Genomic DNA, 25448 nt, shown 5'->3' with positions numbered 1-25448 from the left:
GTGTTCGATTCCTCGTAGAGAGTCGTGACAGGAAAAAGGGGATCAGAGGCGCTCGCGCAGCAGCTTGCCGAGGCGCGCGACGCCTTCCTCGATCTTCTCGGGCGGCACCGTCACGAACGACAGGCGCAGCGTGTTCTGCTGCGCGTTCTCCGCGAAGAACGGCGCGCCCGGCACGAAGGCGACGTGGTTGTCGACGGCCGCGGCGAGCAGCTTCATGCTGTCGATCTGCGCGGGCAGGTTCACCCAGATGAACATCCCGCCTTCCGGACGGTTCCACGTGACGCCTGCCGGCATGTGGCGCGTGAGCGCGCCGAGCATCGCGTCGCACTGCGCGCTGTACAGCTCGCGGATCGTCGGGATGTGCTCGTCGAGGAAGCCGTCCTTGATCACTTCGTGCGCGATGCGCTGCGTGAGCGTCGGCGTGTGCAGGTCGGTGGCCTGCTTGGCCTGCACGAGCTTGAAGTGGAGCTCCTCGGGCGCGATGATGTAGCCGATCCGCAGGCCCGGCGCGAGCACCTTCGAGAACGTGCCGAGATGCACGACGTGGTCGGGCGCCATCGACAGCATCGTCGGCAGCGGCTCGCCCTGGTAGTTCAGCGCGCCGTACGGATCGTCCTCCAGCACCGGGAACGGGCTCGTCTGCGCGAACGCGGCGAGCGCGCGGCGGCGCTCGACGGGCAGGCGGCGACCGGTCGGGTTCTGGAAGTTCGGCTGCGCGTACAGCAGGCGCGCGCCTTGCGTGAGTTCGGGCGTGAGGCCTTCCGGCAGCAGGCCCTGCTCGTCGGTCGGCACCTGCACGTAGCGCGGCTCGTACAGCGAGAACGATTGCAGCGCGCCGAGGTAGGTCGGGGTTTCGACGAGGATCGGGCTGTTCGGGTCGATCAGCGCCTTGCCGAGCAGGTCGAGCGCCTGCTGCGAGCCGGTCGTGATCAGCACCTGCGACACGCGCACGCTGTAGCGCTCGGCGATCCACTCGCGCAGCGGCAGGTAGCCTTCGGTCGCGCTGTACTGGAGCGCGGCGGCCGGCGCGTCGCGCAGCACGCGGTCGGCGGCGGCGCGCATGCGTTCGGCCGGGAACGTCGCGGGGGCGGGCAGGCCGCCGGCGAACGAGATGACCTCGGGGCGTTCCGTGACCTTCAGGATCTCGCGGATCGCCGAGCTCGTCAGCTTGCGGGCGCGTTCGGAAAGCTGCCAGTGCGGCGGATGCAGGTCGCTCGGATTCATAGTCTCCTCGTTCGGATATCGTGGTCGGTCAAGAAAGGTCGATCAGGCGGATCGCTTCGACGCCGCCGGGTGGGCGAGCGCGAGCACGATGGCGCCTTCGCGGCTGGGTGGGCACGGCCAGTCAGGCGAAACCGATCAGGCAAAACGTCCATTATGGCGCACCTCATCAGCCGGCGCGAGCGGCGCGCGGCGCCGTGGCGACCGCCGAGCGGCGCCCGAGCACCACGGTCGCGATCACGGCGGCGGCGAACAGCCACGTCGACGGCGTGACCGTTTCGCCGAACAGCAGCGCGGAAAAGGCGATCGTGAAGAAAATCTGCAGCAGTTGCACCTGGCCGACGCGCGCGGTGCCGCCCATCGCGAGCCCCGCATACCAGGCGAAAAAGCCGATGAATTGCGAAAAGAGGGTCACGTAGCCGAACGCGAGCCAGGTGCGTGGCGCGAGCGGCCCCGGATGCGCGGCGTGCTGCATCCATGCGAGCCAGCCGACCGGCAGCACGAGGAACGGCGCCGACACGACGAGCGCCCAGCAGATCACCTGCCAGCCGCCGATCTGGCGCGCGAGGCGCGCGCCTTCCGCATAGCCCAACGCGCCGATGCCGACCGCGACGAGCATCAGCGCGTCGCCGGCCTGCACGGTGCCGCCGCCGTCACGCAGCGCGAACGCGATCACGAGCGCGCTGCCGGCCACCGCGCTGGCCCAGAACGCCTTCGACGGCCGTTCGTGCGACAGCCACGCCGCGTACAGCGCGACGAACAACGGCTGCAGCCCGTTGACCACCGCGCCGTGCGAGGCCGGCACCGATTTCATCGCCCACGCCGAGAACACCGGGTACGCGATGATCACGCCGGCCGACGTGATCGCGAGGCTTTTCAGTTGCGCGCGGGTCGGCAGCCGCTCGCGGCGCCACCACAGCAGCAGGCCGGCCGGCACGGCGGCGGCGAGCGCGCGGCCGAGCCCGTTGAGCAGCGGGTTGAGTTCGGATACGACGATCCGCGTCATCGGCAGCGTCAGGCTGAAGATCATCACGCCGATGAGGCCGAGCAGCATGCCCCGGGTTTCGCGCGAATTCATGTCGTGGGTGTCTCCGTATTGCTGGTGGGTGTAATGGAAGCGGCACAGGGCGTTCAACGCAGCGTGCGTGGGCCCTGCGGCGTGTCGAATTCGGCGACCAGCGCCGGCGGACCGTCGGTGGCTTCGACGTCGAGCAGGTGGGCGGCGCCGAGCCAGTCGAGTTGCGCGCGGATCGTATCCGCGTGCGGATGGGCGCCCTTGAGCGCTTTCAGCGCGATGCCGTCGGCCGGCAGCGATTCGGCCGGATGGCGCGGACTGTCCCACTGGATCAGCGACGGCACGAGGCCGTCGCCCGCACCCTGCCACGCGGGGAAGCTGCCGTCGTCGGGCACCGTGAGGCCCCAGCTCAGGTCGCCGCGCCGCATCGCGACGACGGGCGCGATGCGGGCCGGATACTGGCGTTGCCACAGCGCAAGCTGGCGCGGGCGGTCGACGCGCGCGACCCAGTGCGCGAGAAACGGGCCCTGCTGCGCGAGCCGCGCCTGGATCGCCGGATCGTCGAGCCCGAACAGCCGCGCGCGAGGCGGCTTTGCTCCGTCGTCCGGCGCGGGCGCGTCGGGGTCGATCGCGATCACTTCGAGATAGAGCCCGCCCCACGCGCCGAACAGCGCATTGTGGGTCCGCATCAGCGGGTGGCGGCCGCCGCTGGCCGGTTCGATGCCGAGTGCGTCGGCGACATGGCGCACGCCTTCGTCGAGGGTGCGCGCGGCAATCACGAGATGGTCGAGTGTCAGGGAGCGGGCTGGCATGAGGGTCGGTCGGGAAGCGAAAGTGTCAGGGTAGGCGGACGGCGTGCCGGGCGGGGGCCGCACCGGCCGGCGCACCGGTCGCGAAGCGCCTCGGCGGGCGCTGCGCCAGGTGCGGCAGGGCCGGAACGGCGGCCGCACGATCGCCATTCCGGTCAACTGTAATCGTCGCTACCGGCACAGTAACGGTACAATCGGCGCGATAGCCTTCGGTACAGTTGGAGCCTGCCGCCCATGTCCACCGTCCCCCTCGCCCAGATTCCCGCGCCGCACGACACGGCCACGCTCACGCTCGTCGACCAGTTGGTCCAGTGGGCGCGGCGGCGCATCGACGAACGCGTGTTCCGTCCCGGCATGCGCATGCCGTCGATCCGCAAGCTCGCGCTCGACAAGAGCGTGTCGCGCTTCACCGTCGTCGAGGCCTACGAGCGTCTCGTCGCGCAGGGCTACCTCGACTCGCGGCGCGGCTCCGGCTTCTACGTGCGCGAGCGCACGGGCGCCGGCCCGCAGCCGGCCGACGGGGTCGCGCGCGTGGCCGAGGCCGCGCCCGTACACAACACGATCGACGTCGTCTGGCTGCTGCGCAACATGCTGCACACGGTCAGCCCGGAGAAGGGCCCGGGCCTCGGCTACCTGCCGGGCCGCTGGCTCGACGGCGAGCTGATCACCGGCGCGCTGCGCGCGCTCGGGCGCCAGTCGGGCGCGCAGATGCTCGGCTTCGGCACCGCGCAGGGTTTCCTGCCGCTGCGCCAGCAATTGCAGACGCGCCTCGCCGAAGTCGAGATCGGCGCGAAGCCCGAACAGATCGTGCTGGTGTCGGGCATCACGCAGGCGATCGACCTGATCTCGCGGATCTACATGCGCCCGGGCGATGCGGTGATCGTCGGCGATCCGGCGTGGTTCCAGATGTTCGGCCGTTTCGCGGCGCAGGGCGCGCAACTCGTCGGGATGCCGTATACGCCCGACGGCCCCGACCTCGATGCGCTCGAAACCCTGGTGCAGATGTGGCGGCCGAAGATGCTCGTGATCAACTCGGTGTTGCAGAACCCGACCGGCACGTCGCTGTCGGCCGCGCAGGCGTTCCGGATCCTGAAGCTCGCGGAGGCGTACGATTTCCTGGTCGTCGAGGACGACATATACGGCGACCTGTGCCCGCCCAGCTATCCGGCCACGAGGCTCGCGAGCCTCGACCAGTTGAAGCGCGTGATCTATCTCGGCAGCTATTCGAAGACGCTCGCCGCGAACCTGCGGGTCGGCTACGTCGCCTGCGCGCCGGAGATCGCGAAGGCGGTCACCGACCAGAAGATGCTGGTCGGGATGACCACGCCCGAGCTCAACGAGCGCGTGCTGTACAAGATCCTGACCGAAGGGCATTACCGGCGCCACGTCGAGCGGCTGCGCGCGCGGCTCGACGGCGTGCGCGACAAGACCGCGCGGATGCTCGAGCGCACGGGGCTCGGGCTCTTCACGATGCCGGCCGCCGGGATGTTCCTGTGGGCCGACACGGGCGTCGATTCGGACGCGCTCGCGGCGGTCGCGCACGAAGCCGGCTTCCTGCTGACGCCCGGCAGCCTGTTCTCGCCGCAGCAGTCGCCGTCCACGTGGATGCGCTTCAACGTCGCGAACTGCGGCGATCCGGCGCTGCCGGGGCTGCTGGCGGGCTATATCGACTCGGCGGTGCGGCGCGCGTCGTGACGCGGCGCGGCAGGCCGGCTCTTGAAATGGCGCGTGCCGTCCCCAGATACGCGCGCAAACCGCCGGCGCCAGGCGGTCGTCCCAGAGGGGGCCGTCCCGAACGGGCCGCCCCAACCCGGTTGTCCCAACCGGGCGTCCTTCACGGGTCCGCCGGCATCGCGCGCCGGGCGCCGGCGTCACCCCTTTTCAGTTCAAGTAAGAGGAAACAGCATCCATGGCACACGAAACGATGAGCTTTCAGGCAGAGGTCAAGCAACTCCTCCACCTGATGATCCATTCGCTCTACAGCAACAAGGAAATCTTCCTGCGCGAACTGGTGTCGAATGCGTCCGACGCGGCCGACAAGCTGCGTTTCGAAGGGCTCGCGGACAACGCGCTGTACGAGAACGATCCGAACCTGCGCATCCGCATCGGCTACGACAAGGCCGCGCGCACGATCACGATCGACGACAACGGCATCGGCATGAGCCGCGACGAGGCGATCGCGAACCTCGGCACGATCGCGCGTTCGGGCACCAAGGAATTCTTCACGAAGCTGTCGGGCGACCAGCAGAAGGACGCGGCGCTGATCGGCCAGTTCGGCGTGGGCTTCTACTCGGGCTTCATCGTCGCCGACAAGATCACCGTCGAAACGCGTCGCGCGGGTCTGCCGACGAACGAAGCCGTGCGCTGGGAAAGTGCGGGCGAGGGCGATTTCACGATCGACGCGATCGAGCGCGCGCAGCGCGGCACGACGATCACGCTGCACCTGCGCGAAGGCGAGGACGACCTGCTGTCGTCGCACCGCCTGAAGTCGATCATCCAGAAGTACTCCGACCACATCGCGCTGCCGATCCTGATGCGCAAGGAAGAGTGGGATCAGGAAAAGGGCGAGATGGTCCTGAAGGACGAGGACGAAACCGTCAACCAGGCGAGCGCGCTGTGGACGCGTTCGAAGAGCGACGTCACCGACGAGCAGTACACGCAGTTCTACCAGCACATCGCGCACGATCACCAGGACCCGCTCACGTGGACGCACAACCGCGTCGAGGGCCGCAGCGAATACACGCAGCTGCTGTTCGTGCCGGCGCACGCGCCGTTCGACCTGTGGAACCGCGACTATCGCGGCGGCCTGAAGCTGTACGTGAAGCGCGTGTTCATCATGGACGACGCCGAGCAGCTGCTGCCGCAATACCTGCGCTTCGTGAAGGGGGTGGTCGATTCGGCCGACCTGCCGCTGAACGTATCGCGTGAAATCCTGCAGGAAAGCCGCGACGTGAAGGCGATCCGCGAAGGCGTGACCAAGCGCGCGCTGTCGATGCTCGAGGAGCTCGCGAATGCGGAAGACGATGCCGGCAAGGAGAAGTACAAGACGTTCTGGGGCGCGTTCGGCCAGGTGCTGAAGGAAGGCCTCGGCGAGGATCACGCGAACCGCGAGCGCATCGCGAAGCTGCTGCGCTTCGCGTCGACGCATGGCGACACCGACGCGCAGGAGGTGTCGCTCGCCGACTACGTGTCGCGCATGAAGCCCGAGCAGAGCAAGATCTACTACGTGACCGCCGATACGTGGCAGGCCGCGAAGAACAGCCCGCATCTGGAAGTGTTCCGCAAGAAGGGTGTCGAGGTGCTGCTGCTGACCGACCGCGTCGACGAATGGATGCTGTCGTTCCTGCATGAATTCGACGGCAAGCCGCTCGCGAGCGTGGCCCGCGGCGATCTCGATCTCGGCGAGCTGAACGACGAGGAGAAGAAGGCGCAGGAGCAGGCCGGCGAGGCGATCAAGCCGGTCGTCGAGAAGATGAAGGAAGCGCTCGGCGACAAGGTGAAGGAAGTGCGCGCCACGTTCCGCCTGACCGATTCGCCGTCGTGCCTCGTCGCGGACGACAACGACATGAGCGGCTACCTGCAGCGGATGCTGAAGGCAGCCGGCCAGAACGCGCCGGCGATGCAGCCGATCCTCGAGATCAATCCCGAGCACGCGCTCGTGAAGCAGCTGAACGCCGACAGCGCCGATTTCGGCGACTGGTGCCATCTGCTGTTCGATCAGGCGCTGCTGGCCGAAGGCGGCATGCTCGACGATCCGGCGAGCTTCGTGAAGCGGACCAACGCGCTGCTGCTGTCGCGCGCCGCGTGAACGCGCGCATGCGATTCGACGGTGGGCAGGCCGGCTGGCGCGAGACGCCACGGCCTGGCTGCACGCTCGACCAGCGCGACTGGCTGACGCGCGGCGGATCGCTGACCGCGCACCTCGCGCGGCTCGGCCGCGTGAACGTGCGGGTGACGCGCGAGGCCGTCGACCGCCCGTGGTTCGACGAGCCGGACGCGCTCGCCAGTTCGCCGCGCGCGCCGATGTGGGTGCGCGAGGTGATCCTGTCGGTCGACGGCACGCCGTACGTCGCCGCCCACAGCATCGCGCCGCTCGCGGCCAGCAAGGGCGTGTGGCAGGCGATGCGGCGGCTGCGCACGCGGCCGCTCGCGGAGTTGCTGTACAGCGATCCGCAGGTCGAGCGCTCGGCGCTCGTGAGCCGGCGCGTGATCGCCGGCCATCCGCTGTATGCGCTCGCGAGCCATGCATTGCAGGGCGCGCGGGCCCCGCATGCGTTCGTCGCGCGGCGCTCGGTGTTCCAGCGTCACGGCAAGCCGCTGATGGTCACCGAGTGCATGCTGCCGGCGCTGTGGCGCCACCTCGATGCGCACGGCGACGGGCCGCGGTCCGTCGGGTCGCACGGAGGCGCGTGATGCTGCAAGGCTTTCCGCCGGTCGTCGCGCCGAATACGCACACGATGATCCTCGGCAGCTTTCCGGGCGAGGCGTCGCTCGACGCCGCGCAGTACTACGCGCATCCGCGCAACCAGTTCTGGCGGCTGCTCGGCGCGGTGCTCGGCGAGCCGTCGCTGCATGAGCTGCCGTACGACGCGCGGCTCGAACGCGTGCTGTCGCACGGCATCGGCATCTGGGACGTGCTCGATGCGTGCCATCGTCAGGGCAGCCTCGATTCCGCGATCAGGAACGCGAAGCCGAACGACTTCGATTCGCTGCGAGCGCATGCGCCGTTGCTGAAGCGCGTGTGCTTCAACGGCAAGACGGCGGGGCGGTTCGCCGACGTGATCGGCCAGGCTGGGTACGAGACGCTCGTGCTGCCTTCGTCGAGCCCGGCGAACGCGATGCTGTCGTTCGAGCAGAAGCTGGTGCTTTGGCGCGGGATTCGCGCCTGAGACGTGCTGGATTCCGACGGGTCGACGAAGCGGTGCAGGGGCGGGAGCGGCAACAGGACAAACCGGACCTGATGCGACCGCGCCGCCACTCGACGCTACCGGTCAAGGCTTCGCCTCGCCTTGCCTGGTGCCCGCGGCCGAGACGATGCGACTTTGTGCCGCGACGAGTTGATCATCGGTGGTCGCCACCAGCCACAGCCGCGCATGCTCCTCGATCCGGCGGTTGTGGTCCTTCAACGGCCCCAGCGCGGCAGCGGCCTTCCAGACCACCGGGCCGATTCGGCTACTTCTGCCCGACGGCGCGCCTACCAGCAGGCAGTAAGGTCCCAGCGGAAGCGAGACGAACGGAAGTGCCGGACTGGCGATCACGCGCCAGTCGATGAAGGGGGTGTCGCTGATCAGCAGCGGCGTGGGCAAGCCGTAGAGCACACTGAAATCGTACAGCGCCAGCTGTTCTCGCATGCCGACGTAAATTCGCCGGATGTCGTCGACGACCGCCGCGCGGATCTCGTCCTCGAACATCGGTTCCTGCGCGTAGCGGGCCCATGCCTGGCGAGCCTCCCGTTGATACGCGCTGAACAGGCCGATCTCCACGCAATCCTGCACCGCGCGCTGAACCTCCGCCACGGAGCCGGCTTCCCCGGGCGTGCCCATCTGCGCCGCCCGCAAAAAGCGGGCAAGTCCGGCATCGTGGATCGCGGGACCCTCCGCGGACGTGTCGTCCTCAGCGTTCTTGCCCAGCGGCACGTAGGTATATTGCTCGGCGGCGAAATGCGATTTCTTGCCTTCGTCGAACTTGATTTCGCGATCCACGCAGTCCAGATAGCGCGTCCCGATTCGACCGTGCTCCCAGACCCAGTTTTTCAGGAACGGACGGAGTGGATGCAGTCTGTCGTGATCGGCCATCGAGCCTCCAAGTTTTCCCGGTATGAGCCACGCGGGCAACCCGCCGCACACTCCGCACCGTCACGGGCCCGTGCTACAGGGCGAGCGTGCCCAGCTCCTCATAAGTACGATGCAGCCAGACCTTGACGCGCTGCCGTTCCAGCAAGCCGAGCCCCGTGGCGGCGCGGTCGGGATGATTGACCGCCGCCCAGAAGCTCGCGCTTTGCCGATCGATCTTCTGCATGGTCGTATCGGGCAGGCGGCGCAGCGTAATCACGCTGGCGCCAAGGGCTTCGGCCCGCTCGCGTTCGCCGGAGGCCTCCAGAATCTCGAAGCGATCGCCGCGGACTTCATTCAGCACCAGCACCAGCTTGATTCGTCCGCCGAATTCGTCGAGCCATTGCCGCAGCAGATCGACCGAATCGCGTCCAGTGTCCATCACGTGCCACCACGTCAGCGTGAGGCCGTGTTCCTTGGCGAAGTCGACTACGTCCGAATCGTCGAGCCACTTGGCGAGCGACTGCCGCGTCTGGGCCGCGAGATCCACCAGTATGCGCCGTTGCGGATCTTCGAGCGCCGATTCCATGACCGGATCGAGGCTGTCATGCTGGTCGAGCACGGCGGGCGCGGCAAAATCGGCATAGAACCGCAGGAGCGCGCCGTGCGATCGGTCGGTATCGAAGCCCACGAAGGACATGCTCCGATCGATGAAATACTGGGCCAGCACGCGGGCCGCGAGCGATTTGCCGACGCCGCCTTTTTCCCCGCCAATGAAGTGGATGTGACTCATGCTTACGAAATCCCGTGTAATGGAGCAGGTATGGCCAGAGCGGATATTGGCAGGCTTCGATGACGTTACGGCGCAACCGGTCCCGTCGAAAGAAAATGCATGCGCGGCACCAGCATGCTGTCTGGCCAACGCCGGTGTCAAACTGAACAAAATGGCGTCCCGTTCCGGCGGTTGCCGGGCACGGTGCGCGGCGAGCCGACGCTGCATGCACCGCCGTACGACGCGCGGTCGTCAGGCAGCAAAAACGACTTCGATGTGTCAGCTCAATCGTCGTTGCCCCATCGCCACCGGGGCTTCTCGCCCTTGAGCCAGCACACCGCAGTCAGCAGCGCGACCAGCACCATGAGGCATGCCCCGTACGCCACCGGCGACCGATGCGGCGGCACGAGCCATGCACTCGCGATGACGCCGATCGCGAACAGCAGCAGCACGATCCAGCCCTGCCACGCGACCGGCAATCCCCATCCCCAGCCGTAGCGCTTCGCCGGAAACCAGATCTTCTTGTCGTGCGAGGTCATGCGCTCTCCTGTGGGTCCGCGAATGCAGCGTAGCGCCGACGGGATTCGACGTCACGCGTGGCGGGGCACGCGTCGGCGGCCTCCGCCTCCCACCAATGCTATCCTCTCGTCCGCTCATCCAGCGTCACCCAGCGAGATTCAACCATCATGACCCGACTGATCAAGCGCGCGTCCGCCGAGGCACGCGCATTCAAGCAACGCAAGCCGTCCGCCTACAACGGCTCCGAAAAACTCCAGCCGCCGCGCGTGAAGCGCCGCCCTGACATCGACGAACACGACGACGTGCCGGTGCTCGAAGCGCCGCGCAAGCCGCGCTTCGCGCCCGTGACGTTCTCCGAAGAAGGCGGCGTGCGCTTCCTGCACTTCGGTACCGAGTGGGTGCAGGGCGCGATGCGGATCTCGAAGCCGCTGCATATCGAGCTCGAATACGCGCAGCAGATGATGGTCTGGCTGCTGTTCCTCGAAACGCCCGAGCGGATCGTCCAGCTCGGGCTCGGCACCGGCGCGCTGACCAAGTTCTCGCATCGTTTCCTGCCGCACGCGAAGGTCGAGGCCGTCGAGCTGAACCCGGCGGTGATCGTCGCCGCGCGCACGATGTTCGCGCTACCGCCCGACGACGCGCGCCTCGCCGTGCACGAAGCCGACGCATGGGACTTCGTCAACGACCCGGCCAACCGCGGCACGGCGGGTGCGATCCAGATCGACCTGTACGACGCGACCGCGCGCGGCCCCGTGCTCGACAGCGTCGCGTTCTACCGCGCGGTGCGCGGCTGCCTCGCCGATGCCGGCATCGCGACGATCAACCTGTTCGGCGATCATCCGAGCTTCGTGCGCAACATGAAGCACCTGAATGCGGCGTTCGACCACCGCGTGATCGCGCTGCCCGAAGTGCACGACGGCAACCGTATCGCGATCGCGTTCTCGGGCCCCGCGCTCGACGTGCCGTTCGCCCAGCTCGACGCCCGCGCGAAGCTGATCGAGGACACGCTCAAGCTGCCCGCGCGCAAGTGGGTGAAAGCTTTGAAAGCAACGGACGGCGCACGCGACACCGCGTTCTCGATCTGACGCAGGAGGCGCCGGCGCAAGCCGGCGCATCCCAGTGACAAGGGGCGGATCACCTCGGGTTCGCCCCTGCTTGACCGCGTACTCGCGGCTCCTATACTGGCGCGAAGCCAGGGGAGCCGCAGCCTACCCGTTTCGCCGCTCCTCTCGGTGCCGTACCCGCTCAACAAGATCGATAACCGGGATAGAAGAGGAGACGTCATGGCTCACGATGCCGACGCCAACCGGGCCGCGAAGCGCTGGCTCTGGCTGCTGGTACTGCCGTTGATCGCGATGGTCTGGGTGCCGTCGTACAGCAAGATCGAACCGCAATGGTTCGGTTTTCCGTTTTTCTACTGGTACCAGTTGCTCTGGGTCTTCATCAGCGCGGTGATCACCGCGTTCGTGTACTTCAAGACCAAGAACGCGTGGAAGGCGAGCGGTACGCAAGGAGGTGCGCAATGAATCTCGGCGCGACCTTCGTCTTCGTCCTGCTGTTCATCGGCGTCACGATCATCGGTTTCCTGGCCGCGAACTGGCGGCGTGGCGATCTCGCCCATCTCGACGAATGGGGCCTCGGCGGACGCCGCTTCGGCACGATCGTCACGTGGTTCCTGCTCGGCGGCGATCTCTACACGGCCTATACGTTCGTCGCGGTGCCCGCGCTCGTGTTCGGCGCCGGCGCGATGGGCTTCTTCGCGCTGCCGTACACGATCCTGATCTATCCGTTCGCGTTCGTCGTGTTCCCGAAACTGTGGAGCATCGCGAAGCGGCACGGCTACGTGACGGCCGCCGACTTTGTCAACGCGCGCTACGGCAGCCGGATGCTCGCGCTGGCGATCGCGGTGACGGGCATCGTCGCGACGATGCCGTACATCGCGCTGCAGCTCGTCGGCATCGAGGTGGTGATCGGCGCGCTCGGCTTCGACACGACCGGGTTCGTCGGCGACCTGCCGCTGATCATCGCGTTCGCGATCCTCGCCGCCTACACGTACACGTCGGGGCTGCGCGCCCCCGCGATGATCGCGATCGTGAAGGACGTGCTGATCTACGTCACGATCGCCGCCGCGGTCATCGTGATCCCCGCGAAGCTCGGCGGGTTCGGGCACATCTTCTCCGCCGTGCCGCCCGCGAAGCTGCTGCTGAAGGCGCCCGACGCGATGAGCCTGAACGGCTACAGCGCATACGCGACGCTCGCGATCGGCTCGGCGCTCGCGCTGTTCCTGTATCCGCACTCGGTCACGGCGATTCTGTCGTCGTCGTCGGGCAACTCGATCCGCCGCAACATGGCGATGCTGCCCGCGTACTCGTTCGTGCTCGGCCTGCTCGCGCTGCTCGGCTACATGGCGCTCGCCTCCGGCGTGAAGGACATGCCGCAGTACGCGCCGTACTTCAAGGCGTTCGGCCCGAACTTCGCGGTGCCCGCGCTGTTCCTCGAGTACTTCCCGTCGTGGTTCGTCGGCGTCGCGTTCGCGGCGATCGGCATCGGTGCACTGGTGCCGGCGGCGATCATGTCGATCGCGGCCGCGAACCTGTACACGCGCAACATCCACCGCGAGTTCGTGAACCGCAACATGTCGCACGACCAGGAGACGCACGTCGCGAAGCTCGTGTCGCTGATCGTGAAGGTCGGCGCGGTCGTGTTCATCCTCGGGCTGCCGCTGACCTACGCGATCCAGCTGCAGCTGCTCGGCGGGATCTGGATCATCCAGACGCTGCCGGCGATCGTGCTCGGCCTGTACACGCGCGTGCTCGACCATCGCGGCCTGCTGGCCGGCTGGGCGGCCGGCATCGTCTGCGGCACGTGGATGGCGGTCTCGCTGAAGCTGGCGAGTTCGATCTTCACGATCCACCTGTTCGGCCTCGCGATTCCCGGCTACGCGGCCGTGTGGTCGCTGATCGTGAACCTGGTGGTGTCGGTGGTCGTGAGCGTGCTGGTGCGCGTGATCGGCATGGCGCATGCGGAGGATCGCACGCGGCCGGAGGATTATCTCGACGTCGTCGAGGGTTGATACGGGCCGTGCGCGGCCGCGTGCCGCGCACGACGCATTGCCGGCTGCCCGGCAACGAAAACGCCCGCCACCGCAAGGTGGCGGGCGTTTCCTTTGCGTCAGCCCTGCGCGCGTTTCGCGAGCGCCTCGCGCTGCGACAGATCCTCGACGTTGACCATCCAGTGCACGCCGAAGCGATCCTTCGCCATCCCGAAGCCGAGCGCCCAGAACGTCTTGCCGAACGGCATCGTCACTTCGCCGCCGTCGGCGAGCGCATCGAACAGCTTCTGGCCTTCCTCGACCGTCGCCGGGTTCAGCGACAGCGAATAGCCGGCGTGCGCGGCGCCCGCCGGCTGGCTGCAATCGCCGTCCGAGCACATGATCATCGAGTCGCCGATCGTGAAGCTCGCGTGCATCACCTTGTCGCTCATCTCCGGCGACATCGGGTAATCGGGATTCGGCGGAGCGTCCTTGAAGTGCATCTTGAACATCGTCTTCGCGCCGAGTGCCTTTTCGTAGAACTGAAGGGCTTCGTCGGCACGACCGTAGAACGTCAGGTACGGTTGAACTTGCATCGTTGTCTCCTGGAATGAGCCGTGCCGGCGCGTCGGCGCTGGCGCGGCGTCGTGCAAGATTGACTGGGGAAAGGGCGCATCGGGAGGCGGCCGTCGCACCCGTGACGTGGATTGTAGTGCGCGTGCTTGACGATGGAATGAAAAATAAAAAACGGCCGCGAACATCCTGTTCGCGACCGTTTGCAGCGCTTGCTGACGGTTGTTGTCAGTCTTGCTGACAGCCGCTGACGCGTCGTGCGGCTCAGCGCAGCGCGTCGATCAGCTTCTCGAGCTTCACCGCATCGGCGGCGAACACACGGATGCCTTCGGCGAGCTTTTCGGTGGCCATCGCTTCGTCGTTCAGCTGGAAGCGGAACGACGCCTCGTCGATCGCGACGCGCTCGGCCGGCTTGTCCTGCAGCGTTTCCGGCGACAGCTTGCGGGCGACCGTCTCGTTGCTCTCCTGCAGCTTCTGCAGCAAATCGGGACTGATCGTCAGCAGGTCGCAGCCGGCGAGCTCGGTGATCTGGCTGGTCGTGCGGAAGCTCGCGCCCATCACTTCGGTGTTGTAGCCGAACGTCTTGTAGTACGTGTAGATGCGGCGCACCGATTGCACGCCCGGATCGTTCGCGCCGCCGTCGCGCGCTTCATTCCATTCGGCGCCGGCCTGCTTCTTGTACCAGTCGTAGATGCGGCCGACGAACGGCGAGATCAGTTGCGCGCCGGCTTCCGCGCACGCGGCGGCCTGCACGAGCGAGAAAAGCAGGGTCATGTTGCACTTGATCCCTTCCTTCTGCAGCACCTCGGCCGCGCGGATGCCTTCCCACGTCGACGCGAGCTTGATCAGGATGCGCTCGCGGCCGACGCCGGCTGCTTCGTACAGCTTGATGAGCTCGCGGCCCTTGTCGATCGAGCGCTGCGTGTCGAACGACAGGCGAGCGTCGACCTCGGTCGATACGCGGCCCGGGATCAGCTTCAGGATTTCGGTGCCGAATGCGATCAGCAGGCGGTCGATGATGAAATCGGTGCTTTCGTTGCGATGATCGCGGACGGTTTTCTCGAGGATCGGCTTGTACGCATCCTTCTGGACGGCCTTCAGGATCAGCGACGGGTTCGTGGTCGCGTCCTGCGGCTTGTATTGCGCAAGCTGCTGGAAGTCGCCCGTGTCGGCGACGACGGTCGTGTACTGCTTCAGCTGGTCGAGTGCGGTAGTCATGGCGATTCGGAAGAAGAGCGCGGGGCGCCGGGTTCTCACGGGCCGCGCGAGCGCGGCGGCGAAGCGAAGCGGCGCCGGGCGCCGCTTCCGATCCATCATTTTAGGCCCGATTCGTGTCGCGCACGTTTTGGCGTGCCGGGCGGGCGCGGCGGCGCGCGCCGCGGCAGGCGGCCGAGCCGCGTCACGCGGGCCGCCGCGCGTTCAGGATCACCTGCGTGACGACCCCGGCGACGAGCCCCCAGAATGCCGAGCCGATCGACAGCAGCGTGAGGCCCGACGCGGTCACCATGAACGTGACGAGCGCCGCTTCGCGCTGCTTCACGTCCTGCATCGCGTTCGCGAGCCCGCTCATGATCGAGCCGAACAGCGCGAGCGCCGCGACCGACACGACGAGCGCTTTCGGCAGCGCCGCGAACAACGCGGCGATCGTCGCGCCGAAGACGCCGGCGACCAGGTAGAACGTGCCGCACCACACGGCGGCCGTGTAGCGCTTCGCGTGGTCCTCGTGCGCTTCGGGGCCGGTGCAGATCGCGGCCGTGATCGCCGCGAGGTTCACGCCGTGCGAGCCGAACGGCGCGAGCAGCAGCGACGCGAGGCCGGTCGTCGCGATCAGCGGCGACGACGGCGTCGGGTAGCCGTCCGCACGCAGCACCGCGATGCCCGGTACGTTTTGCGACGCCATCGCGACGACGAACAGCGGAATGCCGATGCTGACGATCGACGCGATCGAGAACGCGGGCATCGTGAACACCGGCTGCGCGAGCGCGATGTGGAAGCGGCTGAAATCGAGCAGGCCGAGGCCGCCGGCTACCACTGTGCCGACGATCAGCGTCGTCACGATCGCATAGCGCGGCGCGAGGCGCTTCACGATCAGGTAGGTGAAGAACATCGCGAGCACCAGCGCGGTCTGGAACTGCGCGGCGCGGAAGATCTCGATGCCGATCTCGAACAGGATGCCCGCGAGCAGCGCGGCCGCAATGCCGGCCGGAATGCGCTTCATCAGCGTGTCGAACAGGCCGCTCACGCCGACGGCCGTCAGCAGCAGCGCGCATACGACGAACGCGCCGATCGCCTCGGGGTAGGGCACGCCGGGCAGCGACGCGATCAGCAGCGCGGCGCCGGGCGTCGACCACGCGACCACGACGGGCGCGCGGTAGCGCAGCGACAGGCCGATCGTCGTCACCGCCATGCCGATCGACAGCGCCCAGATCCACGACGAGATCTGCGCATCGGTGAGGTGGGCGGCGCGGCCGGCCTGGAACATCAGCACGAGCGAACTCGTGTAGCCGGTCATCATCGCGACGAAGCCGGCGACGAGCGCGGACACGGACGTATCGGCGAAAAAGCGGCGGCCGCCGGCGCGGCCGGCACTCGCGGTGGACGAAGGGTTCATGCTCTCTCCGGGGCGGCCGCTCGGATGCGGCCTGTATATCTGCGAGTGGGTGTCGTTACTTGCTGAGTGCGCGCATCGCGGTTTCGAGGCCCGCGAGCGTGAGCGGATACATGCGATGGCCGAGCAGGTCGCGGATGACCGCGACCGACTGCCGGTACTCCCATAGTCGCTCGGGCTCGGGGTTCAGCCATGCATGATGCGGAAACTGGTCGGCGAGGCGGCGCAGCCACACGGCGCCGGCTTCCGGGTTGTTGTATTCGACCGAGCCGCCGGGCTGCAGCACTTCGTACGGGCTCATCGTCGCGTCGCCGACGAAGATCAGCTTGTAGTCGGGCGTGAACTTGTGCAGCACGTCCCACGTCGCGGTGCGTTCCGCGTGGCGGCGGCGGTTGTTCTTCCACAGGTGGTCGTACACGCAGTTGTGGAAGTAGAAGAATTCGAGGTGCTTGAATTCGGCCTTCGCGGCCGAGAACAGCTCCTCGGTGCGCTTGATGTGGTCGTCCATCGAGCCGCCGACGTCCAGCAGCATCAGCACCTTCACGTTGTTGTGGCGCTCGGGCACCATCCGCAGGTCGAGCCAGCCCGCGTTCGCGGCCGTGCTGCGGATCGTGCCGGGCAGGTCGAGCTCCTCGGCGGCGCCTTCGCGCGCGAAGCGGCGCAGCCGCCGCAACGCGACCTTGATGTTGCGCGTGCCGATCTCGACCGAGTCGTCGTAGTCGCGGTAAGCGCGTGCTTCCCACACCTTCACCGCGGTGCGGTTGCCGTTCGACGGGCCGCCGATGCGCACGCCTTCGGGGTTGTAGCCGCCGTGCCCGAACGGCGACGTGCCGCCCGTGCCGATCCATTTGTTGCCGCCTTCGTGGCGTTCCTTCTGCTCGTCGAGCAGCGCCTTCAAACGCTCCATCAGCTTGTCGAGCCCGCCCATCGCTTCGATCTGCGCCTTCTCCTCCGGCGACAGCTCGCGCTCGAGGCGCTTCTCGAGCCAGTCGAGCGGGATGTCGAACGCCTCGGACGGCAGTGCGGACACGCCATGGAAATACGCACCGAACGCCTGGTCGAACTTGTCGAAGTACTGCTCGTCCTTGACGAGCGTCATCCGCGCGAGGAAGTAGAACGCGTCGATCGACGGCGAGATCAGCCCGGCCTTCAGCGATTCGAGCAGCGTCAGGTATTCCTTCACCGAGACGGGCAGCTTGGCTGCGCGCAGCGCGTAGAAGAAATTGAGCAGCATGGCCGGGCCTTCGCGGGGTGAGGGAGGATTACCGGTTGTGCCGGTTCATGTAGACGAGCCGCTCGAGCAGGCTCAGATCCTGCTCGTTCTTCAGCAGCGCGCCCGCGAGCGGCGGCACGATCTGCTTCGCGTCCGCGCCGCGCAGCGCGTCGGCCGGGATGTTCTCGGCGAGCAGCAGCTTCAGCCAGTCGAGCAGTTCGGACGTCGACGGCTTCTTCTTCAGGCCCGACACGCCGCGCAATTCGAAGAAACTCTCGAGCGCCGCGCGCAGCAGCTCCTCGCGGATGTCGGGGAAGTGGACTGCGACGATCTTCTGCATCGTCGACGGATCGGGAAACTGGATGTAGTGGAAGAAGCAGCGGCGCAGGAATGCGTCGGGCAGCTCCTTCTCGTTGTTCGACGTGATGATGACGAGCGGGCGGTGCTTCGCGCGGACCGTCTCGCGCGTCTCGTACACGTGGAACTCCATCCGGTCGAGCTCGCGCAGCAGGTCGTTCGGGAATTCGATGTCGGCCTTGTCGATTTCGTCGATCAGCAGCACGCTCGGCTGCTCGGCGTCGAACGCCTGCCACAGCACGCCCTTGACGATGTAGTTCGCGATGTCCTTCACGCGCTCGTCGCCCAGCTGCGAGTCGCGCAGCCGCGACACGGCGTCGTATTCGTACAGGCCCTGCTGCGCCTTGGTGGTCGACTTGATGTGCCACTGCAGCAGCGGCATGTCGAGCGCGGCGGCCACTTCCTCGGCCAGCATGGTCTTGCCGGTGCCGGGCTCGCCCTTGATCAGCAGCGGGCGTTGCAGCGTCAGCGCGGCATTGACCGCGAGCTTCAGATCGTCGGTGGCGACGTAGTGCGAGGACCCTTCGAAACGCATGGCGACGCTCTTCTTCATCGGGGAAAAAACCCAGTATAAGTCAGAAGGGCTGTCCGGGCGGGCCGCGCCCGCGTATCGTTGCAGGGCTGTGGCGGGGCGAACCGGGGCGCCGTATGGACGCGTTCCCCGCCGACGCGGTACAATCTGGCCGTTTTTTTTGGCCTGCGTGGCGACCGACAAGCAAAACGGCGCGGGCCGTTGCCGCTTCGGCGCCAGTTTCCCCTCAAGCTAGGTTACAAGAGCTATGAACAAATTCGTCGGCAAACACGTCGTTGTCGCAGCGCTCGTGGCGCTCGCGGGCAGCGCGCAGGCGGCCGGTGTGGTCGGCAACCCGAAGGACGGGGCGAGCAAGGCCGCCATGTGCATCGGTTGCCACGGCATCCAGGACTACCGCGCGGCGTACCCGGAGGTCTACCGGGTGCCTGTCCTCGGCGGCCAGAACCAGCAATACCTCGAGAACGCGCTGAAGGCCTACCGCAAGAAGGATCGTCACTTCCCGTCGATGAATGCGATCGCCGGCTCGCTGACCGACCAGGACATCGCGGATCTGTCGGCGTACTACGCCGCCCAGAAGGCCGACACGAAGGACAACCCCTACAAGTAAAGCGCGCGCCGCCGATCTCTCCGGCGGGACAGGAGCATTCATGAACAACGCATTCAAGACGGCGGCGGTTGCACTGGCGGCCGGCCTCGCGATCGGTACCGCGCACGCCGCGGACATCTCGAAGGGCAAGGAACTGGTCGAATCGCACAACTGCGCGGCCTGCCACGGCGCGCAGCTGAACAAGCCGATCAACGCGGAGTACCCGCGCCTCGCCGGCCAGCACGCCGACTATCTCGTGTGGGCGATGCGCCAGTACCAGATGGGGCTGACGAACCCGCTGATCGGCCGCAACAACGCGATCATGCAGGCGCAGGTACAGAACCTGTCGGTCAGCGACATGAAGGACATCGCGTCTTACATCGAGTCGCTGAAGGAAACCGACCTCGTGTTCAAGAAGTAAGCGCGACGGGCCTCACGGGCTCGCGCAGCAACAATGCCCCGCCTCGGCGGGGTATTTTTTTGTCCGCGGCCCGGCTGTCCGCAGCCCGGCGCGGCGGGATGTGCCGGGCCTGCGCGCTCAGTCGCGCGACGCGCGGCGCAGGATGCGCTGCAGGTACGCGTCGGTATCGGGCGGCGTGTTGGTGCGCTGCGCTTCCCAGATCGTCTCGCCGAGGCATTCCATGATCGCGTGCTGCGCGTCGTGGGTCGAGTCGAGCTTCGCGGCCAGCTTGTCGTGTGCGGCGCGGATGCCGGGCGGCTGATCGATCGACAACTGCTCGCTGATCGCGAGGTGCATCGACAGGTGCAGGAACGGGTTGGTGCGGCCTTCCTCGGGCGTGTAGTTGCGCGCCGCCGCGCCGTCGGCGTCGGCCAGGTCGTCGTGGTATTCGGGGTGCTCGACGATCCAGTCGGCCGCGATCGCTTCCAGCGGCGTCAGGATCTCGCCCGCGCGCTGCTTGCGCCAGGTCTCGGTGAAAAAGCGACGCACGTCGTCGCGGCTCGGATTGAACATGGTGGGGAAACGTCGTGATTCGGACGGCGTCATGCCGCGTCGGGCATTGTACGCCGGCGCGGCGGACGGTGCTGGCGCCGGCCCCGGGAGCGGTCGGCGCGGAACGCGCGGCCGCCCGCCGCGCAACGGGTAAGCGTGGGCTAGGCTCGGCACCGCCGCGCCGCTACACTCCGACGATTCCCGTCACGGCGCCCGTTCGCCCGTTTCATCATGACCGCCACCGTTCGCTCATCGTCCGCCGCCCTGCAGGGTGCGCTCTACGTCGCGTTGTCCGCCGCCGCGTTCGGCGCGATGGCGATTTTCGGCCGCTATGCGTATGCGGCCGGCGTCGACGTGCTCGGGCTGCTGATCGTGCGCTTCGCGATCGGCGGCGCGGTGCTCGCGGCGATCGCGCGGCACCGCCGCGTCGCCTGGCCGCGCGGCCGGGCACTGGCGCCGCTGGTGGCGATGGGCGCGCTCGGCTACGTCGGGCAGTCGTTCTGCTATTTCAGCGCGCTGCAGCACGCGCAGGCGAGTCTCGTCGCGCTGCTGCTGTACCTGTACCCGGCGTTCGTCACGCTGCTGGCCGCGTGGTGGCTCGGCGAGCGCCTGACGCGGGCGAAGGCCGTCGCGCTGGTGCTGTGCGTCGCGGGTTCGGCGCTGATGGTCGGCGGCGGGCACGGCGAGCCGCTCGGGATCGCGTTGGCGCTGGCCGCCGCGGTGATCTACTCGCTGTACATCGTCGGCGGCACGAAGGCGACGCGCGGCGTCGATCCCCTCGCGACCACCGCGATCATCTGCCTGTCGGCCACGGCGACGCTCGTCGCGATCGCCGTCGTGCGAACGGCGGCGTTCGGCGCGCCGCCGCGCTGGCCCGCGACGGCCGGCGGCTGGGCGTCGATGCTCGCGATCGCGCTGGTGTCGACGGTCGCGGCCATGCTCGCGTTCTTCGCCGGGCTCGAGCGGCTCGGGGCCGCGCGCACGTCGATGCTGTCGACGCTCGAACCGGTCGTGACGGTCGCGCTTGCGGCGCTGCTGTTCGGGGAAGCGTTGTCGCCGCTGCAGTGGGCGGGCGGCGTCGCGATTCTGGCGGCCGTGCTGGCGCTCGTGCGCGCGGGCGGCGCGGCCGCCGACGACGCGACGGCGACATCCAACGCGTAAGCGGGGAAGGGGGGGCGTCTCGACGGCGCCTGCGGAGCTCGCCCGCGCTGCCTGATGCTTATTCGTTCGGCGGCGGCGTCTTCGGCCGGAACTCGCACAGCGGCTCTATCGCGCAGTGCCAGCATTCGGGCCGGCGGGCCTTGCACACGTAACGCCCGTGCAGGATCAGCCAGTGATGCGCATCCTGCAGGAATTCCTTCGGCGTGAACTTCTCGAGCGCGGCCTCGACGGCCCGCACGTCCTTACCCGGCGCGAGCCCGGTGCGATTCGCGACGCGGAAGATATGCGTGTCGACCGCGATCGTCGGCTGGCCGAACGCGGTGTTCAGCACGACGTTCGCGGTCTTGCGGCCGACGCCCGGCAAGCCTTCGAGCGCTTCGCGATCGGCCGGCACCTCGCCGTCGTAGCGCTCGAGCAGGATCCGGCACGTCGCGACCACGTTCTTCGCCTTGGTGCGATAGAGGCCGATCGTCTTGATGTACTCGGTGACGCCTTCCTCGCCAAGCGCGACGATTTGTCGCGGGGTGTTCGCGACCGGAAACATTTTCCGCATCGCCTTGTTGACCGACACGTCGGTCGCCTGCGCGGACAGCATCACGGCGATCAGCAGCTCGAACGGCGTCGAATATTCGAGCTCGGTGGTCGGATGCGGATTGAGGCTCTGCAGCGTTTCGTAGATCGCGCGTCGTTTGCTGGCGTTCATGGAGCGTTCTGGTCGGGCGGCGCGGACGGGCCGTCCGGATCGTCGTTGCCTGCGTCGTTGTCGTGGTCGTTGCTGCCCGATGCGGCTTCGGCATCGCGCTGCGCCTGCTGTTCGGCGAGCCGCTTGCGGCGGGCTTCGGCCGCATCGATCTGCGCCTGGACGGCCGCGCTCACGCCTTCGGTGTTCTTCGGCCCGGCGCCTTGCCCGGACAGTTCTTCCTTCTTCTTGCGCGCGCGTTCGAGTGCGGCGGCGATGATCGCGCGTTTCTTCGCTTCGGCATCGTCGGCCGGCGCGGCGGCGGCCGGCGTGTCCGGCTGCGAACCGGGCTGCGTTGCAGAGGACTCCGCAACCGGCTTGGCGGCACTGGCCGCGCGGCGGGCGGCGGCACGCGCTTCGGCGGCCTCGCGCTCGCGGCGCTCGCGCGCGAGCCGCAGGTCGTGGCGTTCGCGCGCGGCGTCGGCCTGTTCCTGCGACCACGCGTCCCAACCCGTGCGATCGCCGGTCACCGGCAGCATCGCGATGCAGTCGACCGGGCACGGCGGCACGCACAGGTCGCAGCCCGTGCACAGCGACGCGACGATCGTGTGCATCTGCTTCGGCGCGCCGACGATCGCGTCGACCGGGCACGCCTGCATGCACAGCGTGCAGCCGATGCACAGGTTTTCGTCGATGAACGCGACCGCGCGCGGATGCTCGCTGCCGTTCACGGGGTTCAGCGGAATTACCGGCTTGCCGAGCAGGTTCGCGAGGCGCGCGATGCCTTCGGCGCCGCCGGGCGGGCACTGGTTGTAGTTCGCGTCGCCGGCGGCGATCGCCTCGGCGTACGGACGGCAGCCGTTATAGCCGCACTTCGTGCATTGCGTCTGGGGAAGCAGATCTTCGATGCGATCCGCGAGTGTTTTGGAGTCGGTCACGGTGACAACAGGCTGACAACGGGCGCAGCGGCGCCGAATGGCTCTCGGTCGGCCGCGTCGGGCGCGGCCGGAGAGGTTTGCCAAAGCTCGATTATCGCCGATTTCCCGCATTGCGCCGGACGCCGTCTATGCGCATAATCGAACCGCTTTTTTGCAGGGGCTCAGCAGGAGGGCGGCCGCCCGCGGCGCGCCCGTTCCAGGGCGGCCGGCGCCGAGGCGGTGGGGGTGTCGGTCCGAATCAAGCGGCTCACATAGCAAAGCGCCACCATGAATCAGCCAAAAATCAAAAGAGATCCTGAAGGTACGCGCCGCCGCATCCTGATGGCGGCAGCCGAAGAGTTCGCGAATGGAGGGCTGTTCGGCGCGCGCGTCGACCAGATCGCGCGCCGGGCCGAAACGAACGAGCGCATGCTCTATTACTACTTCGGCAGCAAGGAGCAGCTCTTCACGGCGGTGCTCGAACACGCGTTCTCCGCGCTGACCGAGGCCGAGCGCGTGCTGGATCTCGACGGCGTCGCGCCGGTCGAAGCCGTCACGCGGCTCGCGCATTTCGTTTGGGACTACTACCGCGACCATCCGGAGCTGCTCCGGCTCATCAACAACGAGAACCTGCACGAAGCGCGCTATCTGCACAAGTCGACGCGAATCCGCGAGATGATGTCGCCGATCGTCGCGAAGCTCGGCAACGTGCTGATGCGCGGCCAGAAGGCCGGGCTGTTCCGCGGCGACGTCGATCCGCTGCGCTTCTACGTGACGCTGTCGGGGCTCGGCTACTACATCGTGTCGAACCGCTTCACGCTCGCTGCAACGCTCGGCCGCGACTTCACCGACACCGACGAGCGCGCGGAGATGGTCCGGATGAACACCGAGGTGCTGCTCGCGTATCTGCTGCGGCGCTGACGCGACGAACGGAGGCGAGCCGATGAGCCGCCCGCTCGCGGCCGCGCCGGGATAAAAAAACGCCGCCGTGCGTCAAGCAACGGCGGCGTTTTTGCGTCGGAACGCCGCGCGTCAGGCGGCCTTGCGGACCCGCGCGGCTTTTGCGCGCGGGCTGCCGGCCGCGCGTTTCGCGGCGGGCGCGGCCTTCGCGGCGGGCGTCCTGGCGGGCGCAACCGTCACGGCCGGCGCCTTCGCGCGCGTGCGTTTCGCGGCGGTGGCGCGCACCGCGGTTTCCGGCTCCGGCTTGGCGGCCGGCACGACGCCGATCGCGGTCGCATCCTGGGCATCGACGGGCAACTTCGTCGCGCCGGGCTTGGGCTCCAACGCATGCTCGCGAATGAAGTCGCGCAGTTGCGGATAGATGATCGTGCGCCAGCGGCGGCCCGAGAAGATCCCGTAGTGGCCGCATTTCTCGGCGGTCAGGCTGCGGCGATCGTCTTGCGGAATGCCCGTGCACAGCTCGTGCGCGACGTGCGTCTGGCCGCTGCCCGAGATGTCGTCGAGTTCGCCCTCGATCGTCATCAGCGCGGTGTGCTTGATGTCCTGCGGCCGCACGCGCTCGCCTTCGACGTCCCACGTGCCTTCCGCGAGCCGGAATTCCTGGAACACGACGCGGATCGTCTCGAGGTAATACTCGGCGGCCATGTCCAGCACCGCGTTGTACTCGTCGTAGAAGCGGCGGTGCGCTTCGGCGTCGTCCTCGTCGCCGCGCAGCAGGCTCTGGTAAAAATCCCAGTGCGATTGTGCGTGCCGCTCGGGGTTCATCGCGACGAAGCCGGTGTGTTGCAGGAAGCCCGGATACACCTGGCGGCCTTCGCCCGGATAGTTCGCGGGCACCGTGTGGATCACGTTGTTCTCGAACCACGCGGTCGAGTGCTGCGTGGCGAGCGAATTCACCGACGTCGGGCTGCGGCGCGCGTCGATCGGGCCGCCCATCATCGTCATCGTGAGCGGCGTGTCCTCGCCGCGGCTCGCCATCAGCGAAATCGCCGCGAGCACCGGCACCGTAGGCTGGCATACCGAGATCACGTGCAGGTTGCGCGCGCCGATGTGACGGATGAATTCCTGGATGTACGCGATGTAGTCGTGCAGGTGGAACGGGCCGGTCTCGACCGGCACCATCCGCGCGTCGATCCAGTCGGTGATGTAGACCTTGTGATCCTGCAGCAGCGTGCGCACGGTGTCGCGCAGCAGCGTCGAGTGGTGGCCCGACAGCGGCGCGCAGACCAGCACGACCGGCTCGTCCTTCAGTTGCGTGACGGCGTCGGCGTCGTCCGAATAGCGCTTGAAGCGCAGCAGGCGGCAGAACGGCTTCTCGATGATCGTCTGCTCGACGATCGGAATGTTGTGGCCGTCCTTGACGATCTGATGAATGTTGAATTCCGGCTTCTCGTAATCCTTGCCGAGCCGATACATCAGCTCATAGGCAGCCGCCATCCGCGGGGCACCGGGCATCAGCGAGAACGGGCTGGACGGATTCGCGAACGACTTCGAGGCGGCCTGGGCCCAGGCCGTGAGCGGGCTCAGCATGGCCCGCTGGAATTCGTGCAGTTGGTAAAGCATGCAGGCTACTCCCGCGTGGGGGACGGTGCGCAAGGGCGGCGTGAGGCGTCGCGGCGTGCCGTGTGGGTCAGCGACCGGCCATGTTGCATTGCAGCCGGACAATCTCGTCGATCATATCGGACAACGATCGGTGGTGCAATGCAACATTTCCCCGGGTTTTCATCAAAGTGTTGCGATTTGACGATCTCTGAACAAGGCCCGCGCGCGCC

General features: G+C 67.5%; 26 protein-coding genes. 11 read left to right on the top strand and 15 right to left on the bottom strand.

Features of this window, described 5'->3' with window-relative positions; genetic code table 11:
• Positions 1-42: 42 nt before the first annotated feature.
• From SY91_RS14990 to SY91_RS14980, 3 genes are all read right to left on the bottom strand, one after another.
• Complete coding sequence (locus SY91_RS14990) at positions 43-1224, bottom strand: PLP-dependent aminotransferase family protein (protein ID WP_006478175.1); 1182 nt, start codon at positions 1222-1224, stop codon at positions 43-45.
• Between the two features lie 166 nt (positions 1225-1390).
• Complete coding sequence (locus tag SY91_RS14985; protein WP_006478176.1) at positions 1391-2299, bottom strand: DMT family transporter; 909 nt, start codon at positions 2297-2299, stop codon at positions 1391-1393.
• A 53-nt stretch (positions 2300-2352) separates the two neighbouring features.
• Complete coding sequence (locus SY91_RS14980) at positions 2353-3048, bottom strand: VOC family protein (protein WP_023476756.1); 696 nt, start codon at positions 3046-3048, stop codon at positions 2353-2355.
• A 231-nt stretch (positions 3049-3279) separates the two neighbouring features.
• Between SY91_RS14980 and SY91_RS14975 the strand changes: the two genes are divergently transcribed.
• From SY91_RS14975 to SY91_RS14960, 4 genes are all read left to right on the top strand, one after another.
• Positions 3280-4740 carry a PLP-dependent aminotransferase family protein gene (locus tag SY91_RS14975; RefSeq protein WP_006478178.1) on the top strand — a complete coding sequence of 487 codons (1461 nt, stop codon included), beginning with the start codon at positions 3280-3282 and terminating at the stop codon, positions 4738-4740.
• 214 nt (positions 4741-4954) lie between these two features.
• Positions 4955-6853, top strand: coding sequence for a molecular chaperone HtpG (gene htpG, locus SY91_RS14970; RefSeq protein ID WP_023476754.1), 1899 nt, complete (start codon positions 4955-4957; stop codon positions 6851-6853).
• 8 nt (positions 6854-6861) lie between these two features.
• Entirely contained in the window at positions 6862-7458 is a 597-nt protein-coding gene (locus SY91_RS14965) for a chorismate--pyruvate lyase family protein (RefSeq protein ID WP_006478179.1), read from the top strand.
• Positions 7458-7934: a DNA-deoxyinosine glycosylase gene (locus tag SY91_RS14960; RefSeq protein WP_023476753.1), complete on the top strand. Its 477-nt coding sequence runs from the start codon at positions 7458-7460 to the stop codon at positions 7932-7934. The genes SY91_RS14965 and SY91_RS14960 overlap by 1 nt, the downstream gene beginning before the upstream one ends.
• Before the next feature lie 102 nt (positions 7935-8036).
• On the opposite strand, the gene SY91_RS14955 is transcribed toward SY91_RS14960, so the two are convergent.
• The 3 genes from SY91_RS14955 to SY91_RS14945 all read right to left on the bottom strand — a co-directional run bounded on the left by SY91_RS14955 (position 8037) and on the right by SY91_RS14945 (position 10127).
• Positions 8037-8840, bottom strand: coding sequence for a hypothetical protein (locus SY91_RS14955; RefSeq protein ID WP_023476752.1), 804 nt, complete (start codon positions 8838-8840; stop codon positions 8037-8039).
• 73 nt (positions 8841-8913) lie between these two features.
• Positions 8914-9609, bottom strand: coding sequence for a hypothetical protein (locus SY91_RS14950; RefSeq protein WP_023476751.1), 696 nt, complete (start codon positions 9607-9609; stop codon positions 8914-8916).
• A gap of 263 nt (positions 9610-9872) precedes the next feature.
• Positions 9873-10127 (bottom strand): hypothetical protein, encoded by a 255-nt coding sequence (locus tag SY91_RS14945; protein ID WP_006478183.1) that lies wholly within the window; start codon positions 10125-10127, stop codon positions 9873-9875.
• A gap of 147 nt (positions 10128-10274) precedes the next feature.
• Here SY91_RS14945 and SY91_RS14940 point away from each other — a divergent pair, with 147 nt between their 5' ends.
• The 3 genes from SY91_RS14940 (at position 10275) to mctP (ending at position 13180) form a co-directional block, all read left to right on the top strand.
• Complete coding sequence (locus SY91_RS14940) at positions 10275-11192, top strand: spermidine synthase-like protein (protein WP_023476750.1); 918 nt, start codon at positions 10275-10277, stop codon at positions 11190-11192.
• Between the two features lie 198 nt (positions 11193-11390).
• Positions 11391-11633: a DUF3311 domain-containing protein gene (locus SY91_RS14935; protein ID WP_006478185.1), complete on the top strand. Its 243-nt coding sequence runs from the start codon at positions 11391-11393 to the stop codon at positions 11631-11633.
• A complete protein-coding gene (gene mctP / locus SY91_RS14930) occupies positions 11630-13180 on the top strand; it encodes a monocarboxylate uptake permease MctP (RefSeq protein ID WP_023476749.1) in 1551 nt (516 codons plus the stop codon). Before SY91_RS14935 ends, mctP begins: the two co-directional genes overlap by 4 nt.
• A gap of 98 nt (positions 13181-13278) precedes the next feature.
• Here mctP and SY91_RS14925 read toward each other — a convergent pair whose 3' ends face one another.
• From SY91_RS14925 to SY91_RS14905, 5 genes are all read right to left on the bottom strand, one after another.
• A complete protein-coding gene (locus tag SY91_RS14925; protein ID WP_023476748.1) occupies positions 13279-13734 on the bottom strand; it encodes a VOC family protein in 456 nt (151 codons plus the stop codon).
• A 241-nt stretch (positions 13735-13975) separates the two neighbouring features.
• Complete coding sequence (tal, locus tag SY91_RS14920; protein WP_043887817.1) at positions 13976-14929, bottom strand: transaldolase; 954 nt, start codon at positions 14927-14929, stop codon at positions 13976-13978.
• Between the two features lie 181 nt (positions 14930-15110).
• Entirely contained in the window at positions 15111-16322 is a 1212-nt protein-coding gene (locus tag SY91_RS14915) for a benzoate/H(+) symporter BenE family transporter (RefSeq protein WP_006478189.1), read from the bottom strand.
• Positions 16323-16377: 55 nt separating this feature from the next.
• Positions 16378-17553, bottom strand: coding sequence for a vWA domain-containing protein (locus SY91_RS14910; protein ID WP_006478190.1), 1176 nt, complete (start codon positions 17551-17553; stop codon positions 16378-16380).
• A 28-nt stretch (positions 17554-17581) separates the two neighbouring features.
• Positions 17582-18424 (bottom strand): AAA family ATPase, encoded by an 843-nt coding sequence (locus SY91_RS14905; protein WP_027806662.1) that lies wholly within the window; start codon positions 18422-18424, stop codon positions 17582-17584.
• A 244-nt stretch (positions 18425-18668) separates the two neighbouring features.
• Between SY91_RS14905 and SY91_RS14900 the strand changes: the two genes are divergently transcribed.
• Positions 18669-19028, top strand: coding sequence for a c-type cytochrome (locus SY91_RS14900; RefSeq protein WP_006478192.1), 360 nt, complete (start codon positions 18669-18671; stop codon positions 19026-19028).
• Positions 19029-19068: 40 nt separating this feature from the next.
• Positions 19069-19428, top strand: coding sequence for a c-type cytochrome (locus SY91_RS14895; protein ID WP_006478193.1), 360 nt, complete (start codon positions 19069-19071; stop codon positions 19426-19428).
• Between the two features lie 117 nt (positions 19429-19545).
• Here the strand turns inward: SY91_RS14895 and SY91_RS14890 are convergent, their stop codons facing one another.
• Positions 19546-19980 (bottom strand): DUF1841 family protein, encoded by a 435-nt coding sequence (locus tag SY91_RS14890; protein WP_034174488.1) that lies wholly within the window; start codon positions 19978-19980, stop codon positions 19546-19548.
• A 210-nt stretch (positions 19981-20190) separates the two neighbouring features.
• Between SY91_RS14890 and SY91_RS14885 the strand changes: the two genes are divergently transcribed.
• Entirely contained in the window at positions 20191-21120 is a 930-nt protein-coding gene (locus SY91_RS14885) for a DMT family transporter (RefSeq protein ID WP_175683490.1), read from the top strand.
• A gap of 58 nt (positions 21121-21178) precedes the next feature.
• Here SY91_RS14885 and nth read toward each other — a convergent pair whose 3' ends face one another.
• Together nth and rsxB are read right to left on the bottom strand one after the other, a co-directional pair.
• Entirely contained in the window at positions 21179-21823 is a 645-nt protein-coding gene (gene nth / locus SY91_RS14880) for an endonuclease III (protein WP_006478196.1), read from the bottom strand.
• Positions 21820-22737 carry an electron transport complex subunit RsxB gene (gene rsxB, locus SY91_RS14875; RefSeq protein WP_023476744.1) on the bottom strand — a complete coding sequence of 306 codons (918 nt, stop codon included), beginning with the start codon at positions 22735-22737 and terminating at the stop codon, positions 21820-21822. The genes nth and rsxB overlap by 4 nt, the downstream gene beginning before the upstream one ends.
• A gap of 267 nt (positions 22738-23004) precedes the next feature.
• Here rsxB and SY91_RS14870 point away from each other — a divergent pair, with 267 nt between their 5' ends.
• On the top strand, positions 23005-23637 hold the full coding sequence (locus tag SY91_RS14870) for a TetR family transcriptional regulator (protein WP_006478198.1): 633 nt from the start codon (positions 23005-23007) through the stop codon (positions 23635-23637).
• Positions 23638-23748: 111 nt separating this feature from the next.
• Here the strand turns inward: SY91_RS14870 and SY91_RS14865 are convergent, their stop codons facing one another.
• On the bottom strand, positions 23749-25239 hold the full coding sequence (locus SY91_RS14865) for a polyhydroxyalkanoate depolymerase (RefSeq protein ID WP_006478199.1): 1491 nt from the start codon (positions 25237-25239) through the stop codon (positions 23749-23751).
• Positions 25240-25448 lie beyond the last annotated feature (209 nt).

Origin of the sequence: Burkholderia cenocepacia (assembly GCF_014211915.1) — a bacterium.
In the GTDB taxonomy this organism is placed as follows: Bacteria; Pseudomonadota; Gammaproteobacteria; order Burkholderiales; family Burkholderiaceae; genus Burkholderia; species Burkholderia orbicola.
The sequence above is the reverse complement of the archived record's forward strand: the minus strand, read 5'-3'. Positions and strand labels throughout refer to the sequence as shown.

Bases quoted from the DNA above. Each gene is read 5' to 3' on its own strand.
- SY91_RS14940 (WP_023476750.1), top strand. From the start codon at position 10,275: ATGACCCGACTGATCAAGCGCGCGTCCGCCGAGGCACGCGCATTCAAG.
- SY91_RS14935 (WP_006478185.1), top strand. From the start codon at position 11,391: ATGGCTCACGATGCCGACGCCAACCGGGCCGCGAAGCGCTGGCTCTGG.
- SY91_RS14980 (WP_023476756.1), bottom strand. From the start codon at position 3,048: ATGCCAGCCCGCTCCCTGACACTCGACCATCTCGTGATTGCCGCGCGC.
- SY91_RS14910 (WP_006478190.1), bottom strand. From the start codon at position 17,553: ATGCTGCTCAATTTCTTCTACGCGCTGCGCGCAGCCAAGCTGCCCGTC.
- SY91_RS14900 (WP_006478192.1), top strand. From the start codon at position 18,669: ATGAACAAATTCGTCGGCAAACACGTCGTTGTCGCAGCGCTCGTGGCG.
- SY91_RS14915 (WP_006478189.1), bottom strand. From the start codon at position 16,322: ATGAACCCTTCGTCCACCGCGAGTGCCGGCCGCGCCGGCGGCCGCCGC.
- SY91_RS14955 (WP_023476752.1), bottom strand. From the start codon at position 8,840: ATGGCCGATCACGACAGACTGCATCCACTCCGTCCGTTCCTGAAAAAC.
- SY91_RS14865 (WP_006478199.1), bottom strand. From the start codon at position 25,239: ATGCTTTACCAACTGCACGAATTCCAGCGGGCCATGCTGAGCCCGCTC.
- mctP (WP_023476749.1), top strand. From the start codon at position 11,630: ATGAATCTCGGCGCGACCTTCGTCTTCGTCCTGCTGTTCATCGGCGTC.
- SY91_RS14960 (WP_023476753.1), top strand. From the start codon at position 7,458: ATGCTGCAAGGCTTTCCGCCGGTCGTCGCGCCGAATACGCACACGATG.
- SY91_RS14895 (WP_006478193.1), top strand. From the start codon at position 19,069: ATGAACAACGCATTCAAGACGGCGGCGGTTGCACTGGCGGCCGGCCTC.
- SY91_RS14890 (WP_034174488.1), bottom strand. From the start codon at position 19,980: ATGTTCAATCCGAGCCGCGACGACGTGCGTCGCTTTTTCACCGAGACC.
- SY91_RS14925 (WP_023476748.1), bottom strand. From the start codon at position 13,734: ATGCAAGTTCAACCGTACCTGACGTTCTACGGTCGTGCCGACGAAGCC.
- SY91_RS14905 (WP_027806662.1), bottom strand. From the start codon at position 18,424: ATGCGTTTCGAAGGGTCCTCGCACTACGTCGCCACCGACGATCTGAAG.
- SY91_RS14945 (WP_006478183.1), bottom strand. From the start codon at position 10,127: ATGACCTCGCACGACAAGAAGATCTGGTTTCCGGCGAAGCGCTACGGC.
- htpG (WP_023476754.1), top strand. From the start codon at position 4,955: ATGGCACACGAAACGATGAGCTTTCAGGCAGAGGTCAAGCAACTCCTC.
- SY91_RS14950 (WP_023476751.1), bottom strand. From the start codon at position 9,609: ATGAGTCACATCCACTTCATTGGCGGGGAAAAAGGCGGCGTCGGCAAA.
- tal (WP_043887817.1), bottom strand. From the start codon at position 14,929: ATGACTACCGCACTCGACCAGCTGAAGCAGTACACGACCGTCGTCGCC.
- SY91_RS14965 (WP_006478179.1), top strand. From the start codon at position 6,862: ATGCGATTCGACGGTGGGCAGGCCGGCTGGCGCGAGACGCCACGGCCT.
- SY91_RS14870 (WP_006478198.1), top strand. From the start codon at position 23,005: ATGAATCAGCCAAAAATCAAAAGAGATCCTGAAGGTACGCGCCGCCGC.
- SY91_RS14985 (WP_006478176.1), bottom strand. From the start codon at position 2,299: ATGAATTCGCGCGAAACCCGGGGCATGCTGCTCGGCCTCATCGGCGTG.
- nth (WP_006478196.1), bottom strand. From the start codon at position 21,823: ATGAACGCCAGCAAACGACGCGCGATCTACGAAACGCTGCAGAGCCTC.
- SY91_RS14885 (WP_175683490.1), top strand. From the start codon at position 20,191: ATGACCGCCACCGTTCGCTCATCGTCCGCCGCCCTGCAGGGTGCGCTC.
- SY91_RS14975 (WP_006478178.1), top strand. From the start codon at position 3,280: ATGTCCACCGTCCCCCTCGCCCAGATTCCCGCGCCGCACGACACGGCC.
- SY91_RS14990 (WP_006478175.1), bottom strand. From the start codon at position 1,224: ATGAATCCGAGCGACCTGCATCCGCCGCACTGGCAGCTTTCCGAACGC.